Origin of the sequence: Serratia sp. BIGb0234, assembly GCF_024809915.1 — a bacterium.
Taxonomy (GTDB): domain Bacteria; phylum Pseudomonadota; class Gammaproteobacteria; order Enterobacterales; family Enterobacteriaceae; genus Serratia; species Serratia liquefaciens.
On record NZ_JANUEI010000003.1, the window covers coordinates 490,619 to 507,282 of the forward strand.

Annotated in this window: 13 protein-coding genes; 12 read left to right on the forward strand and 1 reads right to left on the reverse strand. The window is 56.6% G+C overall.

What is annotated here, in order from left to right:
- Nucleotides 1-29: 29 nt before the first annotated feature.
- From mrcB to M2407_RS15155, 8 genes are all read left to right on the forward strand, one after another.
- On the forward strand, nt 30-2,534 hold the full coding sequence (gene mrcB, locus M2407_RS15120) for a bifunctional glycosyl transferase/transpeptidase (RefSeq protein WP_046372662.1): 2,505 nt from the start codon (nt 30-32) through the stop codon (nt 2,532-2,534).
- A gap of 253 nt (nt 2,535-2,787) precedes the next feature.
- Nucleotides 2,788-4,986, forward strand: a complete 2,199-nt coding sequence (gene fhuA, locus M2407_RS15125) for a ferrichrome porin FhuA (protein ID WP_116691766.1) — start codon at nt 2,788-2,790, stop codon at nt 4,984-4,986.
- 47 nt (nt 4,987-5,033) lie between these two features.
- Nucleotides 5,034-5,831, forward strand: a complete 798-nt coding sequence (gene fhuC / locus M2407_RS15130) for a Fe3+-hydroxamate ABC transporter ATP-binding protein FhuC (protein ID WP_046372664.1) — start codon at nt 5,034-5,036, stop codon at nt 5,829-5,831.
- Entirely contained in the window at nt 5,831-6,739 is a 909-nt protein-coding gene (gene fhuD, locus M2407_RS15135) for a Fe(3+)-hydroxamate ABC transporter substrate-binding protein FhuD (protein WP_259218534.1), read from the forward strand. Before fhuC ends, fhuD begins: the two co-directional genes overlap by 1 nt.
- Nucleotides 6,736-8,724 carry a Fe(3+)-hydroxamate ABC transporter permease FhuB gene (fhuB, locus tag M2407_RS15140; RefSeq protein ID WP_142814453.1) on the forward strand — a complete coding sequence of 663 codons (1,989 nt, stop codon included), beginning with the start codon at nt 6,736-6,738 and terminating at the stop codon, nt 8,722-8,724. Before fhuD ends, fhuB begins: the two co-directional genes overlap by 4 nt.
- 263 nt (nt 8,725-8,987) lie before the next feature.
- Nucleotides 8,988-9,320: a type II toxin-antitoxin system RelE/ParE family toxin gene (locus M2407_RS15145; protein ID WP_046372667.1), complete on the forward strand. Its 333-nt coding sequence runs from the start codon at nt 8,988-8,990 to the stop codon at nt 9,318-9,320.
- Nucleotide 9,321: 1 nt separating this feature from the next.
- Nucleotides 9,322-9,606 (forward strand): NadS family protein, encoded by a 285-nt coding sequence (gene nadS / locus M2407_RS15150; RefSeq protein WP_046372668.1) that lies wholly within the window; start codon nt 9,322-9,324, stop codon nt 9,604-9,606.
- A gap of 379 nt (nt 9,607-9,985) precedes the next feature.
- Nucleotides 9,986-10,138 carry a Hok/Gef family protein gene (locus M2407_RS15155; protein WP_041415673.1) on the forward strand — a complete coding sequence of 51 codons (153 nt, stop codon included), beginning with the start codon at nt 9,986-9,988 and terminating at the stop codon, nt 10,136-10,138.
- Between the two features lie 126 nt (nt 10,139-10,264).
- Here the strand turns inward: M2407_RS15155 and metK are convergent, their stop codons facing one another.
- Complete coding sequence (gene metK / locus M2407_RS15160; RefSeq protein WP_020828554.1) at nt 10,265-11,419, reverse strand: methionine adenosyltransferase; 1,155 nt, start codon at nt 11,417-11,419, stop codon at nt 10,265-10,267.
- Nucleotides 11,420-12,177: 758 nt separating this feature from the next.
- Between metK and M2407_RS26330 the strand changes: the two genes are divergently transcribed.
- The 4 genes from M2407_RS26330 (at nt 12,178) to rluF (ending at nt 16,628) form a co-directional block, all read left to right on the forward strand.
- Nucleotides 12,178-12,321 carry a virulence promoting factor gene (locus tag M2407_RS26330; RefSeq protein WP_115058053.1) on the forward strand — a complete coding sequence of 48 codons (144 nt, stop codon included), beginning with the start codon at nt 12,178-12,180 and terminating at the stop codon, nt 12,319-12,321.
- Nucleotides 12,314-14,290 carry a biosynthetic arginine decarboxylase gene (speA, locus tag M2407_RS15165; RefSeq protein ID WP_044553360.1) on the forward strand — a complete coding sequence of 659 codons (1,977 nt, stop codon included), beginning with the start codon at nt 12,314-12,316 and terminating at the stop codon, nt 14,288-14,290. Before M2407_RS26330 ends, speA begins: the two co-directional genes overlap by 8 nt.
- A gap of 330 nt (nt 14,291-14,620) precedes the next feature.
- Nucleotides 14,621-15,541 (forward strand): agmatinase, encoded by a 921-nt coding sequence (speB, locus tag M2407_RS15170; RefSeq protein WP_044553357.1) that lies wholly within the window; start codon nt 14,621-14,623, stop codon nt 15,539-15,541.
- A 223-nt stretch (nt 15,542-15,764) separates the two neighbouring features.
- Complete coding sequence (rluF, locus tag M2407_RS15175) at nt 15,765-16,628, forward strand: 23S rRNA pseudouridine(2604) synthase RluF (RefSeq protein WP_128865420.1); 864 nt, start codon at nt 15,765-15,767, stop codon at nt 16,626-16,628.
- Nucleotides 16,629-16,664 lie beyond the last annotated feature (36 nt).

Consider the following 16,664-nt stretch of genomic DNA (forward strand, 5'->3'; position numbering starts at 1 on the left):
AGTGCCGCCAAGTCTGGAGAACAACAGCAATGGCTGGGGATGACCGCGAGCCCATCGGGCGCAAAGGGAAACAACCAACACGCACCGCGTCGCGCAAGCCGCCGCGCCGTCGTCGAGATGACGATTACGATGATTACGAGGAAGACGAGTACCAGGATGACGATGATGATTATGAAGACGAGGAAGAACGCATGCCGCGTAAGGTAAAAGCGACTCCGCCGCGTAAAAAACGCCGTTGGCTCGGCCTGCTGATCAAACTGATTCTGGTGGTTGCCGTGCTGTTGGCGATCTATGGCGTGTACCTGGATTCGCAGATCCGCAGCCGCATTGACGGCAAGGTCTGGCAGTTGCCGGCGGCGGTTTATGGCCGCATGGTCAACCTGGAACCGGGCATGCCGTACAGCAAAAAGGAAATGGTCAATTTACTCGAGGGCATGCAATACCGCCAGGTAAGCCGCATGACGCGCCCGGGTGAGTTTACCGTGCAGGCCAACAGCATTGAGTTGCTGCGTCGTCCGTTTGATTTCCCGGACGGCAAAGAAGGGCAGATCCACGCGCGTCTGAATTTCCAGAACAACCGTCTCGCGAATATCGAGAACATGGAAAACCAGCGCAGCTTCGGCTTCTTCCGTCTCGATCCGCGTCTGATCACCATGTTGCAGTCGCCGAACGGCGAACAGCGGCTGTTCGTGCCGCGCGCCGGTTTCCCTGACCTGCTGGTGGATACGCTGATTGCCACCGAAGACCGTCACTTCTATGAGCATGACGGTATCAGTCCTTACTCCATCGGTCGTGCGGTGCTGGCTAACCTGACCGCCGGACGTGCGGTGCAGGGCGGCAGTACCCTGACGCAGCAGTTGGTAAAAAACCTGTTCCTGACCAACGAGCGTTCGCTGTGGCGTAAGGCCAATGAAGCCTACATGGCGTTGTTGGTGGATTACCGTTACAGCAAGGATCGCATCCTTGAGCTGTATCTGAACGAGGTTTATCTCGGCCAGAGCGGCAACGATCAAATTCGTGGTTTCCCGTTGGCCAGCCTGTACTACTTCGGCCGTCCGGTGGACGAACTGAGCCTGGATCAGCAGGCGCTGCTGGTGGGCATGGTCAAGGGCGCGTCGTTGTATAACCCTTGGCGTAACCCGAAGCTGGCGCTGGAACGTCGTAACCTGGTGCTCAAACTGTTGCAGAACCAGGGCGTTATTGATGCTGAACTGTACGACATGCTCAGCGCTCGTCCACTGGGCGTGCAGCCGAAAGGTGGGGTGATCACACCGCAGCCGGCGTTTATGCAGATGGTGCGTCAGGAGCTGCAAGCCAAGCTGGGCGACAAGGTTAACGACTTGTCCGGGGTGAAAATCTTCACCACGCTGGATCCGGTGTCGCAAGATGCGGCGGAAAAAGCGGTTGAAGACGGCGTGCCGGCCCTGAAAGCGGCTCGTCATGTTCAGGATCTGGAAGCGGCGATGGTGATTGTCGATCGTTTCAGCGGCGAAGTTCGCGCCATGGTCGGCGGTGCCAACCCGCAGTTTGCCGGGTTTAACCGTGCCATGCAGGCGCGTCGCCTGGTCGGTTCACTGGCCAAGCCGCCGACGTACCTGACTGCGCTGTCTGAGCCGGACAAATATCGTCTGAACACCTGGCTGGCGGATCAGCCGCTGACGCTGAAATTGTCGAACGGCACCGTCTGGCAGCCAAACAACTATGACCGCAAGTTCCGCGGGCAGGTGATGCTGGTGGATGGCCTTGCCTTTTCACTCAACGTACCGACGGTAAACCTGGGTATGTCGGTTGGCCTGGATCAGGTCAGCGCAACGCTGCAGCGTTTGGGCATTCCGAAAGCTGAAATCAATCCGGTGCCTTCGATGCTGCTCGGCGCGATTGGCCTGACGCCGATGGAAGTGGCGCAGGAATACCAGACCATTGCCGGTGGCGGTAACCGTGCTCCGCTGTCTGCGGTGCGTTCGGTGATTGCTGAAGACGGCTCAGTGCTGTACCAGAGCTTCCCGCAGGCGGAACGCGTGGTACCGGCCCAGGCGGCTTACCTGACGCTGTATGCGATGCAGCAGGGCGTAGCGCGCGGGACTTCCCGCTCATTGTCGGTGAAATTCCCCAACTACAATCTGGCGGCGAAAACCGGTACCACCAACGACCTGCGCGACAGCTGGTTTGCCGGTATCGACGGTAAAGAAGTGGCTATCGCCTGGGTAGGGCGCGATAACAACGGCCCAGCCAAGCTGACCGGTGCCAACGGTGCGCTGACGCTGTATCGCCGCTATCTGGAAAACCAGACGCCGCTGCCGCTGATGCTGCAACCGCCGGAAGGTATCAACCAGATGACTATCGACGGCAGCGGTAACTTCGTCTGTGGCGGCGGTGGGCGTACCATTCCGGTATGGACCGATAATCCGCAGGGGTTGTGCCAGGCGAGTCAGGCCGCTCAGCAGCAGCAACAAGAGCAGCAGCAACAGCCAGCGGGCGAACAAAAAGATGCTGACGGCGTTGCCGGCTGGATCAAGGACATGTTCGGCAAGTAAGCGACCTTGCATGTCACCGCTCAGGTGAAAAGTTTTTCTTTATTATTAAGCCCGTAACTTCCCGTTGCGGGCTTTTTTATTTCTCTGCGCAGTTTATTTCCACCTGCTTGATGTGGCTAAGCGGTTAATCGCACACCAATTTACCGGCTGAATTCGACTTGCAGTTTAATTTAGCTTCTGCATAAAATGCCGCGATTATAATAATTATTATCGTTTACATTCGTTATCAAATAATTCATCAGAGAAACCACCTATGTCGACCAAGCGTCTTCCTTCCGCGGCCAAGCAGAGCCGTTCTCACGTCAGTGGGTTAGCGATGACTATCGCTGCCGCCCTTGGCACGCTGGCTATGCCGGCATTTTCCGCCGATACCAAGTCCGCCGCCAAGGAAGAGACCCTTACCGTGGTGGGCAGCAGCCAATCGCAGCAGGAAAACGCCTGGGGACCGGTAGGGACCTACGCGGCCAAACACAGTGCCACCGGAACCAAGACCGACACGCCGATTGAAAAGACTCCGCAGTCGGTTTCCGTCGTGACGCGTGAAGAGATGGATATGCGCCAGCCGGATACGGTAAAAGGCGCACTGGCTTATACGCCGGGCGTGATGGTGGGCAACCGCGGCGCCTCTACCGCTTATGATGCCGTAAATATTCGTGGTTTCAGTTCGGTAGGTACCAACATGTACCTGGATGGGCTGAAGCTGCAGGACGATAACTATTCCATTTACCAAATTGACCCTTACTTCCTGGAACGTGCGGAAGTGTTGCGCGGTCCTTCGTCGGTGCTTTATGGCAAGAGCAACCCGGGCGGGGTTGTCGCCTTGGTCAGTAAGCGGCCGACCACGGAAACCCTGCGTGAAGTTCAGTTTAAAATGGGTACCGACAATCTGTTCCAGACCGGCTTCGACTTTGGCGGGGCATTGGATGATGACGGCATTTATTCCTATCGCTTGACCGGTCTGGCGCGAGATGAAGATCAGCAGCAGGTCGGTGAGAAGAGCAAACGCTATGCGATTGCGCCTTCTTTCAGCTGGCGGCCGGATGATCGTACGTCACTGACATTCCTCAGCAGTTTCCAGGATGACCCAAGCGTGGGCTTCTATGGCTGGCTGCCGAAAGAGGGGACGGTACAAAATGGGATTAACGGCAAGTTGCCAACCAGTTTCAACGACGGTGAGCCGGGTTATAACAACATCTCGCGTAAGCAACAGATGGTGGGATACGCCTTTGAGCATGGCTTTGATGATGTGTGGACCCTGCGTCAAAACCTGCGTTATTCCAAGATGGACGTGGACTACCGTTCTATCTATGGCCAGGGCATCAGCGCGACCAATCCTGCAGAGTTGACGCGTGGGGTGATGAACTCGAAAGAGCATTTGTCGAGTTTTGCAGTGGACACTCAGGCGCAGGCAAAGTTTGCGACGGCAGCGGTTGATCACACCTTGCTGATGGGGGTGGACTACATGCGTATGCGTAACGACGTCGTTTATCAGTATGGCAGTGCTTCTAGCCTTAATGTGGTGGCGCCGCAGTACGGCAATCAAAGCTATACCATTACCGGCGGCGCCAGCCAGGTTAACCGCCAAGAGCAGACCGGGCTTTACGTGCAGGATCAGGCCGAGTGGAACAACTGGGTGCTGACCATGGGCGGGCGTTATGACTGGAGTGACACCAACAGCACTAACCGCCTGAAACAGAATTTGGTATCAAAACAGAAGGACAACGAGTTCACCGGCCGCGCAGGTTTGAACTATGTATTTGAAAACGGCATTGCGCCCTATGTCAGCTACAGTGAATCCTTTGAACCTACTTCAGGGACTGACTTTAGTGGCAATACCTTCGCCGCTTCCAAAGGCAAGCAGTATGAAGCCGGGGTGAAGTTTGCACCTAAAGATCGCCCAATTACTGCCAGCATTGCGATTTATCAGCTGACCAAAACCAACAATAAGGTGGCGGATCCCGATCCGGATCACTCGTTTGCCAGCGTGCTAGGAGGGGAGATCCGCTCCCGCGGGGTAGAGCTGGAAGGCAAAGCCGCACTGACGGCCAACGTCAACCTGCTGGGGTCTTATACCTACACGGATGCCGAGTACACCAAGGACACCACGCTACAGGGCAATACCCCGGCGGCGATTCCAAAACATATGGCTTCAGTGTGGGCGGATTACACCTTCCATGAAACCGCACTCAGCGGGTTGACCCTGGGCTCCGGCGTTCGTTATGTCGGTTCCAGCTATGGTGATGAAGCCAACACCTTTAAAGTAAAGGACTATACGGTTGTAGATGCGGCGATAAAATACGATTTGGCGCGTTTCAATCTGCCAGGCTCCTCGATTGGCATCAACGTGAACAACCTGTTTGATAAAGAATACGTTTCCAGCTGCTTTGCCACCTATGGCTGCTACTGGGGCGCTGAACGCCAGGTGGTCGCCACCGCAACCTTCCGCTTCTAATCGGATTACCGGGGCGGCGCCATGTCGCCCCGGACAGAGTAGGACCTATGCAGGATAAACACCTCAATCACGACGCCACCTTTACCCTGGACAGCGCCAGCTTTGCCGTTCCCGGCCGCGTGCTGCTACAACCCTTGTCGTTGACCTTTCCCGTGGGGAAAGTCTGCGGGCTGATCGGCCACAACGGCTCCGGCAAATCGACCTTGCTGAAAATTCTCGGTCGCCACCAAAATCCAACCGCCGGTACGGCGCGGCTTAACCAGCAGCTGCTGAGCCAATGGGACAGCAAGGCCTTCGCACGTCAGGTCGCTTATCTCCCTCAACAATTGCCCGCCGCGGAAGGGATGACGGTGCGCGAACTGGTGGCGATTGGCCGCTACCCCTGGCACGGCGCCTTGGGCCGCTTTGGTGTTAACGATCGCCAGCAGGTGGAAGAGGCGATTGCGCTGGTGGGGCTGAAGCCGTTTGCCAACCGCCTGGTCGACAGCCTGTCCGGCGGCGAGCGTCAACGCGCCTGGCTGGCGATGATGGTGGCGCAAGACAGCCGCTGCCTGTTGCTGGACGAGCCGACCTCGGCGCTGGATATTGCCCATCAGGTTGAGGTACTGGCTTTGATCCAACGTTTGAGCCATGAGCGTGGCCTGACGGTGATTGCGGTGCTGCATGACATCAATATGGCCGCACGCTACTGCGACCATCTGGTGGCGTTGCGCGGCGGCGAGATGATTGCCCAGGGCACCCCGCTGGAGTTGATGCAGGGTGACGTGCTGGAGCAAATCTACGGTATTCCTATGGGTACGCTGCCGCATCCAAGCGGCGGCGCGCCGGTGAGTTTTGTCTACTGATGCCTGATTCTTCTGATTTTCATCATGATGCCGTTCGCCGTCGCCTGCTGACGGCCATGGCGCTGTCGCCCCTGCTATTTTCCTTGCCGAGCCAGGCGGCGGCAACGCCACCCGATCTTGCGCGCATTGTGGCGCTGGAGTGGTTGCCTGTCGAGCTGCTGCTGGCTCTGGGGATCACGCCGCTGGCCGTCGCGGATATCCACAACTACAACCTGTGGGTAGAAGAGCCGAAAATGCCGGCGTCGGTGATCGACGTCGGTCAACGCACCGAGCCGAATCTGGAATTGCTGCAGCAGCTGCGGCCCTCGCTGTTGCTGCTGTCGCGGGGATACGGGCCGACGCCGCAAAAGCTGGCCCCTATCGGCCCGACCATGAGCTTCGGCTTCAATGACGGCAGCGGCAAACCGCTGACGGTGGGCCGGAAGTCGTTAGTGCAACTGGCGCAGCGGCTGGGCCTTGAGGCACGGGCAGAGCAGCACCTGATCCAGTTCGATCGATTTATCCAGGATGCGCGTCAGCGGCTGCAGTCTTACAGCCGACATCCGCTGCTGCTGTTCTCCCTGCTGGACACGCGCCATGCGCTGGTCATTGGACAGAAAAGCCTGTTCCAGGAGGTGATGGACCAGCTTGGGATCCAAAATGCCTGGGAGGGGGAAACCAATTTCTGGGGTACGGCGGTAGTGGGCATTGAGCGCCTGACGGCGGTAAAAAATGCGCGCGCGATTTATCTCGATCACGGCAATCAGGCCATGATGGAAAAAGTCAGTTCTACCCCACTGTGGCAGGCATTGCCGTTTGTCAGGCAGAACCAATTGCGTCAGGTGCCGGCTGTGTGGTTTTACGGCGCGACGCTGTCAGCGATGCGTTTTTGCCATCTGCTGGAGCAGGTGCAGGAGAGTTATTCATGAGCGCACGCATTCGCGCATTACCGCTGACATTGCTGCTGTTACTGTTGGCGGCGGCGGGCGGCCTGACGATCTACAATCTGCTGCAACAGCTGCCCTGGGCACTGTGGGGACAGGCGCTGAGCGCGCCGAACATCGACGATGTGCGCCAAATGCTGTTCCACTACAGCCTGTTGCCACGGCTGTCGGTGTCTCTGTTGGCCGGTGCCGGCTTGGGGCTGGTTGGCGTACTGTTCCAGCAGGTGCTGCGCAATCCGCTGGCGGAACCGGCGACGCTCGGCGTGTCAGCTGGGGCGCAGCTTGGGCTGACTATTGCCACTTTGTGGATGTTGCCGGGCGGTGAGATGACCCGGCAACTGGCGGCAATGGCTGGCGCCATCCTGGTCGGCGGGCTGGTGTTCGGCGTGGCCTGGGGCAAACGTATGTCCCCGGTGACGCTGATCCTGGCCGGGCTGGTGCTGGGGCTGTATTGCGGGGCGGTCAACAGTCTGCTGGCACTGTTCAACTACGATCAACTGCAGGGTCTGTTCCTGTGGAGCACCGGTGCGTTAAACCAGCAGGACTGGAGCACCGCGCAGTTTATCCTGCCGCGCCTGCTGATTGCCGGGGTGTTGGCTGTGCTGCTGTTGCGCCCGCTGACCTTGCTGGGGCTGGACGATGGTGTTGCGCGCAATCTGGGTTTAGGGTTGTCGATGGCGCGTTTTTGCGCGCTGGCGGTGGCGATAATTTTCAGTGCGATGTTGGTGAATGCGGTAGGCGTCATTGGCTTTATTGGCCTGTTTGCACCGCTGATGGCAAAAATGCTGGGCGCGCGCCGTCTGGCGCATCGCATGATGCTGGCGCCGTTGCTGGGGGCGCTGCTGCTGTGGTTGACCGACCAGGTGATGATCTGGTTGACGCAGGTCTGGCGTGAGATCCCGACCGGGGCGGCAACGGCGCTGTTTGGTGCTCCGCTGTTGCTGTGGTTGTTGCCGCGGTTGCGCAGTGCCGCTACGCCGCCACCAATGAACCTGGGTGACAGGGTACCTGCCGAACGCGGTCATCTGTGGGGGTGGGCAGCACTGGCAGCGACGGTGTTGCTGGCCGGCATTGCCGTGGCATTGATGTTTGGTCAGAACGCCACAGGCTGGCACTGGAGCCAGGGCGCAGAGCTGGAGTCATTGATGCCGTGGCGCTGGCCACGCGTGCTGTCAGCGCTGGCTGCGGGCATGATGCTGGCGGTGGCGGGGACCTTGATCCAAAAGCTGACCGGCAACCCGATGGCCAGCCCGGAAGTGCTGGGTATCAGCTCCGGCGCGGCCTTTGGCGTGGTGGTCATGCTGTTTATCGTGCCGGGGGATGCCTTTGTCTGGCTGCTGCCGGCCGGCAGCCTGGGGGCAGCGGCGACGCTATTGGTGATTATGATCGCCGCCGGGCGCGGTGGTTTTTCCACCGAACGCATGCTGCTGGCCGGTATTGCGCTCAGCACGGCCTTTACCACCACTATTTTCCTGCTGCTGGCAAGCGGCGATCCGCGTATGGGCGGGTTGCTGACCTGGATTTCAGGTTCCACCTACTCGGTGACGCCGGAACAGGCGATACGTACGGCGGCCATTGCTGCGCTGCTGATCGCGTTGGCGCCATTGTGTCGCCGCTGGCTCAGTATTCTGCCTTTGGGCAGTGCCACGGCCCGTTCGGTGGGGATTGCGCTAACGCCGGTGCGAGTGGTCATTCTGCTGCTGGCTGCTACGCTGACGGCGATGGCGACGTTGACCGTGGGGCCGTTGAGCTTTATCGGCCTGATGGCGCCGCATATGGCACGTATGCTGGGCTTCCGCCGTGCGTTACCGCAGATAGTGATAGCTGCGCTGTTGGGGGGCTTGCTGATGGTGTTTGCCGACTGGTGTGGTCGCATGGTGATGTTCCCGTACCAGATCCCTGCCGGGCTGCTGGCCACCTTTATCGGGGCGCCATATTTCGTTTATTTGCTGCGTAAGCAAACCTCGTAACCGACGTCCTTCCTGCCGTTTCTATCCTCCAAGGCTCAGCATCGCTGGGCCTTTATTTTTTCGTCTTTTCATACCATTGCAAAGCTTTGCGTGCGGCTGCGCAGTACGGGTATTCAGTGTGGAAAGAGGGCTGAGATCTGAGGGGCGATGCATATACTGCGTGCGGGGCTCAGGATCCTATCTCGAGTGCCCATACTCACGTTAACTTGGTGTACATAGTACATTTCGTGGTGTACTTTGTACCTTAAATGGAGAGGGTGCCAGTGAGTCATGCGCTAGTATTTATTGAGACCCCGATGTTTACGCGGCAGATCAAGCTAATAGCCACGGACGACGAGCTAAAAGAACTCCAGAAAGAACTCATCGAATCACCGGGTAAAGGCGACTTGATACAGAAAACCGGCGGGTTGCGGAAAGTCAGGATGGCAACAGGCCCCCAGGGAAAAAGGGGAAGTGCCAGAGTGATTTACTTTCTGGCGACCAAAGAGGTGATCTATCTGGTGATGGCCTATCCGAAAAGCATTAAAGACAGTCTGACCGATATGGAAAAATCAGAGCTGAAGAAATTAACGAAATTGTTGAAAGATGAGGTGTGACATGAGCTTTTTTGACGATATGAAAACGTCTCTTGAAGAAGCTGTCGCCATTAAGAACGGGGTTAAGTCCCCTGCTAATGTTACGCGTTATGATATCGCAGATGTGAAGGCGATCAGGGCGCAGCTTAATGTTTCTCAGAGCGAAATGGCAAAGGTATTGGGTACCAGCGTTGATACCATTAAGAGCTGGGAAACCAAAAGACGTAACCCAACCGGGCTGGCTGCAAAAGTGTTGGCGGCGATCCAGGCTAACCCCGCTTTCTTCCGTGAGCTTGCCTCACACTAGACGATCTCCGGTGTTCTTATCCACGATGAAAGTGTCTGGGATGAGTAGATCATTACAGTCAAGTAAAGCCAGAAAATTGCTGGGTACACTTAAGCGCTAACAGCCAACTGTTGGCGCTTTTTATTTTCGTATTTTCATACCATTGCAAAGCTTTGCGTACGGCTGCGCAGTACGGGTATTCAGTGTGGAAAGGGGGCTAAGATCTGAGGGGCGGTGCATATACTGCGCGCGGGTGCTCTGGAGCTTTCGTCCCGAGCATTCGTAAGGGATAGAAAGAGAAAAGCCCCGTGTCGATATACATCAACCCGAGGCCAACTCTAACGCCAGACAACGTTAGGTTAGCTTCTTACCCGCCGAGAGGCAAGGAGAAGGAGGCATGATGCCGAACAAAGGGAGTGTCCTAAAACTGGTCGTTATTTGTGCCACTGTAATATCACTGGCATGGATAACACGCAGCAAACTTTGTGAGCTGCGGATCCGATCGGGCAACACGGAAGTTGCGGCCATTCTGGCTTACGAATCCAAAAGGTAAGGCAACCCAACGGCGGGAGTATTGCTCCCGCCTGTTGGTTGTTTGAGCGTGGATCCACGAGCACCCATCCGCTAAAAACAAAAACGGCAAGCCAAGGCTTGCCGTTTTCACATTCGATACGCAGGCTTATTTCAGGCCGGCAGCATCGCGCAGCAATTCTGCTTTGTCGGTCGCTTCCCAAGGGAAGTGCTCGCGGCCGAAGTGACCGTAAGCTGCAGTTTCGCGGTAGATCGGCTGCAGCAGATCCATCATCTGGATCAGGCCGTATGGACGCAAATCGAAGAACTCGCGTACCAGCAGGGTCAGCTGTTCGGTAGGGACTTTCTCGGTACCGAAGGTTTCCACCATGATGGAGGTTGGCTCCGCCACGCCGATAGCGTAGGAAACCTGGATCTCACAGCGGTCAGCCAGGCCGGCGGCAACGATGTTTTTCGCCACGTAGCGCGCTGCGTAAGCCGCTGAACGGTCAACCTTGGACGGATCCTTACCGGAGAACGCACCGCCACCGTGACGAGCCATGCCGCCGTAGGTATCAACGATGATTTTACGTCCGGTCAGGCCGCAGTCGCCCATTGGGCCACCGATAACGAAACGGCCGGTCGGGTTGATGTGGTATTTGGTGCTGGCGCTCAGCCATTCTGCAGGCAGAACCGGCTTGATGATCTCTTCCATCACCGCTTCTTGCAGATCTTTCAGAGAGATATCTTCGGAATGCTGGGTGGACAGTACCACCGCATCGATACCGACGATTTTGCCGTCGTCATATTGGAAGGTGACCTGGCTTTTCGCATCCGGACGCAGCCACGGCAGAGTGCCGTTTTTACGGACTTCGGACTGGCGCTGCACCAGGCGGTGCGCGTAGGTCACCGGTGCCGGCATCAGCACTTCGGTTTCGTTGGTAGCATAGCCAAACATCAGGCCCTGGTCGCCAGCACCCTGTTCCAGAGGATCGGTACGGTCAACACCCTGATTGATATCCGGGGATTGCTTGCCGATGGCGCTCAGTACGGCACAAGAGTTGGCGTCGAAGCCCATATCCGAATGAACATAGCCGATTTCGCGCACGGTTTTACGGGTGATCTCTTCGATATCTACCCAGGCGCTGGTGGTGATTTCGCCGCCAACCAGAACCATGCCGGTTTTAACGTAGGTTTCGCAGGCTACGCGTGCTTTAGGATCCTGTTCCAGGATGGCGTCGAGAACGGCATCGGAGATCTGGTCAGCGATTTTATCAGGATGTCCTTCGGAGACGGATTCGGACGTGAATAGGTGTTTAGCCATGGTGTTCTTTACCTTGCATAAGACGGGTTAGAAATTACTGCACAGCGCTGGAGATCCGGCATCAAAGCGAAGGGTCTTCCGCTGATGGCGCGAGATGCTTCCTGCAACGCCCCTCAGGCAAAGCCGTTAAGCAGTTTATCAGTTAACCAGTATAGATGGATTAACATCTGGACGTCTATTTTAGGTCAGGCCTTAGCCGGATTGCCAGTATTTTTTTGCCCTTTCGCTCTTTTGCGCAAAGCTTCCGGCGCCATTTTCATCGCTTGAAACAGTTTCCGACAAATTTTCATTTTGCATTTTCCCCGTGTTATCGGTATAAACTGCGCGCGCGGCTCATTTGGTGCACAGTGCGGGGTACGAAGTTGTAAACTTCTGTGACGCCTCCACGGGTGGTCTGATTGTCAGCCGCAGACGCCAACCTTTGGCGTCGCCGCTTCATAGAACGGTCACGTTCTTACACTATTAATAGAGGCTCAGTCGTTCATAGAGGGCGACGTGCGTGGAGGTGGTTGGATTAATGATCCGTTGTCTACCGGTTGTTGGTTCTCAACAGCAGTGCCGTTCTGGCGCACATTCTTCTGCTATTTCCCGTCTTGTCTCTACACCACCTTCCAGGTGTGATAAACACTTGGCGCTACTCAGGATTCTCGGGCCGGTTAACGGTCGTCTGAAGAACTGAACAAGGGTAGCCTGCAGCCTTCCTGTGGGATGTTTCTTGACCCGATTCACGAGGTTTGAACAGGGTGTCTTACAATTATATGAGTAATAAACCGATCGCTGACCGCGAACGGCAGTTTTATTCGCTGCCGCAAGGACGGTTTGTTGGGTTGTTCTCGCGGGTTGTAGCTGCGATAGTGGCTGACTGTATCGTCAGTACGCGATGTGAGGCGAGTAATGTCTGATGATCTTTTGATTCACCGTCCGTCAGCAACGGGCGAATCTATATCTTTGCGCTCCATGCAGGAGGTTGCCATGAATGATCGTGATGCCAGCAAGATGCTGCGCACTTATAACGTCGCCTACTGGGGCAACAATTATTATGACGTCAATGAACTGGGCCACATCAGCGTGTGCCCGGATCCGGACGTCCCGCAGGCACGTGTCGATCTGGCCGAGCTGGTGAAGCAGCGTCAAAACGACGGTTTACGCCTACCGGCACTGTTCTGCTTCCCGCAGATCCTGCAGCACCGTCTGCGTTCGATCAATGCCGCGTTCAAACGTGCGCGTGAGTCGTTCGGCTATGAAGGTGGCTATTTCCTGGTTTACCCGATCAAGGTAAACCAACATCGCCGCGTGATTGAATCTCTGGTCAATTCCGGCGAACCGCTGGGGCTGGAAGCCGGCTCCAAGGCCGAACTGATGGCGGTGCTGGCGCATGCTGGCATGACCCGCTCGGTGATCGTGTGTAACGGCTATAAAGACCGTGAATATATCCGTCTGGCGCTGATCGGCGAAAAGCTGGGGCACAAGGTGTACCTGGTGATCGAGAAGATGTCCGAGATCAACATGGTGCTGGAAGAGGCCGAGCGCCTGAACGTGGTACCGCGCCTGGGCGTGCGTGCGCGTCTGGCGTCGCAAGGCTCCGGTAAATGGCAGTCGAGCGGCGGCGAAAAGTCCAAGTTCGGTCTGGCAGCCATTCAGGTGCTGAAGCTGGTGGAAACCCTGCGTGAAGCGGGCCGTCTCGACAGCCTGCAACTGCTGCACTTCCACCTGGGTTCGCAGCTGGCCAATATTCGCGATATCGCCACCGGCGTACGTGAGTCGGCGCGCTTCTACGTCGAACTGCATAAGCTGGGCGTGAACATCCAGTGCTTCGACGTGGGCGGCGGTCTGGGCGTAGATTATGAAGGTACCCGTTCGCAGTCCGACTGTTCGGTGAACTACGGCCTGAACGAATACGCCAACAACGTGATCTGGGGCATCGGCGACGCCTGTAATGAACACGGTTTGCCGCACCCGACGGTGATCACCGAATCCGGTCGTGCAGTGACCGCGCATCATACGGTGCTGGTATCCAACGTGATCGGCGTTGAACGCAACGAATTCAGCGATCCATTGCCGCCAGCTGAAGACGCGCCACGCGCGCTGGAAAGCATGTGGGAAACCTGGCAGGAAATGAACGAGCCGGAAAATCGCCGCTCGCTGCGTGAATGGCTGCACGACAGCCAAATGGATCTGCACGACGTTCATACTCAATATGCACACGGCATGTTGGATCTGACCAAGCGTGCCTGGGCTGAGCAGCTGTATCTGAACATCTGCAACAAGATCCAGCAGCAGTTGGATCCGAGCAACCGTGCACACCGCCCAATCATCGACGAACTGCAAGAGCGTATGGCGGACAAGTTCTACGTCAACTTCTCGCTGTTCCAGTCGATGCCGGACGCCTGGGGTATCGATCAGCTGTTCCCAGTACTGCCGCTGGAAGGCCTGGATAAGCCGCCGGAAGGTCGCGCGGTGCTGCTGGACATCACCTGTGACTCGGATGGCACCATCGATCACTACATCGACGGTGACGGCGTGGCGACCACCATGCCAATGCCGCCGTACGATCCGGAAAACCCGCCGGCGCTGGGCTTCTTTATGGTTGGCGCCTATCAGGAGATCCTCGGCAACATGCACAACCTGTTCGGCGACACCGCCTCGGTTGACGTGTTCGTGTTCCCTGACGGTACGGTAGAAACCGAGTTGTCCGATGAAGGCGATACCGTTGCCGATATGCTGGAATACGTGCAGCTTGACCCTACCGCACTGTTGGCCAAGTTCCGCGATCAGGTGAAAGAAACCGATCTGGACAGCGAACTGCAGGCGCAGTTCCTGGAAGAGTTCGAAGCCGGTTTGTACGGTTATACTTATTTAGAAGATGAATAAGTAGAGCGCTTCTGAAAGGCCGGGCATCCAACGGATGTCCGGCCTTTTTTATACCCTGATGCCAAATCACAATGTCAGGCACCCGTAAGGGCAACGGTCACACGACGGTAGGATTCAGGGTATATACTGGCTAACGACGAGCAGCCGATATGATGATGCGCGCTCTTGAAGCGCGAGCGAAATGCGGCGATAATCTGCTGCATAGGCAGTACTGAAACAGATTTCGAATGGATCCCTTTCTCGTCGGGCTAACGACGCGGGAGGGATTTTTTTTTGCCAGCGTCTGTGTGATTTTTCAACAGGCGAAACGTTGAAATATGAGGGTTTACTATGAGTACCTTAGGCCATCAGCCCGATAATTCCTTAGTGTCCAATGCTTTTGGTTTCCTGCGCTTTCCGCTGAACTTTATGCCTTACGACAGCGATGCAGAGTGGGTCATCACCGGCATTCCATTTGACATGGCAACCTCCGGCCGCGCCGGTGGCCGTCACGGTCCGGCGGCAATCCGTCAGGTTTCCACCAACCTGGCTTGGGAAGGCAACCGCTGGCCGTGGAACTTTGACCTGCGCGATCGTCTGAATGTCGTCGATTGCGGCGACGTGGTGTTCAACTTCGGCGATGCTCAGGACATGAGCGACAAGCTGCAGGCGCACGCGGAAAAACTGCTGAAAGCCGGCAAGCGCATGCTCTCCTTCGGCGGCGACCACTTCGTGACTCTGCCGTTGTTGCGCGCACACGCCAAACATTTCGGCAAACTGGCACTGGTGCACTTTGATGCCCATACCGACACCTATGCCAACGGCAGCCAATACGATCACGGCACCATGTTCTTCCATGCGCCGAACGAAGGCCTGATCGATCCCACTCGCTCGGTGCAGATCGGTATCCGTACCGAGTTCGACCATGACAACGGCTTCACCGTACTGGACGCGGCACAGGTTAACGATCGTAGCGTTGACGATCTGCTGGCTCAGATCAAACAGATCGTCGGTGATATGCCGGTTTATCTGACCTTCGACATCGACTGCCTGGATCCGGCATTCGCACCGGGTACCGGTACGCCGGTCATCGGCGGGTTGACGTCCGATCGTGCACTGAAACTGGTGCGCGGCATGCAGTCGCTGAACATCGTCGGTATGGACGTGGTAGAAGTCGCCCCGGCGTACGACCAGTCCGAAATCACCGCGCTGGCTGCGGCGACCCTGGGTCTGGAGATGCTGTATCTGCAAGCGGCTAAAAAAACCAAATAAGTTCCTAATAGTATTAACAGGCGGTTATGGGCGGTAAGCCGAGTCGCTTGTAACGGTACCATAGAGAAATACACACAACCGGTATCTATATACCCTATGGATTTCAAGTCGCAGCTAGGCACCCAGCTCGCTCATCCCCAGGAGCTTACTTTTGTAAGTTACTGGGGTGGGGGAGTGCAGGTAACAACGCTGTGACTTGAAAGACGACGGGTATGGAGAAAACATGCTGACCAAGCCTTCCACACGTCTTAACAAATATATTAGCGAGAGCGGCATTTGCTCTCGCCGCGACGCCGATCGTTATATCGAACAAGGCAATGTTTTTATCAATGGCAAGCGCGTTACGCTTGGCGATCAGGTATTCCCAGGGGACGTCGTCAAGGTCAACGGTCAGCTGATTGAACCTCGTAACGAAGACAACCTGATCTTTATCGCGCTGAACAAGCCGGTCGGGATCGTCAGTACCACTGAAGAGGGCGAGAAAGACAATATCGTCGATTTCGTCAACCACAGCACCCGTATCTTCCCGATCGGACGCTTGGACAAAGACTCGCAGGGGCTGATCTTCCTCACCAATCACGGCGATCTGGTGAACAAGATCCTGCGTGCGGGCAACGACCATGAAAAAGAATACCGGGTGACGGTCAACAAACCGGTCACCGACGACTTTATCCGTGGTTTGGGTGCCGGCGTGCCAATGCTGGGTACGGTGACGAAAAAATGCAAAGTGAAGAAAGAAGCGCCCTTTGTGTTTCGCATCGTGCTGGTACAGGGGCTGAACCGTCAAATTCGCCGCATGTGCGAGCATTTCGGCTATGAGGTCACCAAGCTGGAACGCACTCGCATCATGAATGTGAGCATGGCAGGTTTGCCACCGGGTGAATGGCGTGATTTAACCGACGACGAACTGGTCGAACTGTTTAAGTCGATAGAGGGTTCCACTTCGGAGGCCAAACCGGCGAAGAAAGCCAAACCGGCAGTGAGAAAACCGGCCGGCGGCGGGGCGAAAAGCGCCGACAAACCCAGCAACAGCGCGCCTGCGCGCAAGCGCTTTGCTCAGCCGGGTCGTAAAAAGAAAGGGCGCTGAGTCCCGGTAACATAAATACGGATCGGGGCGCATGTG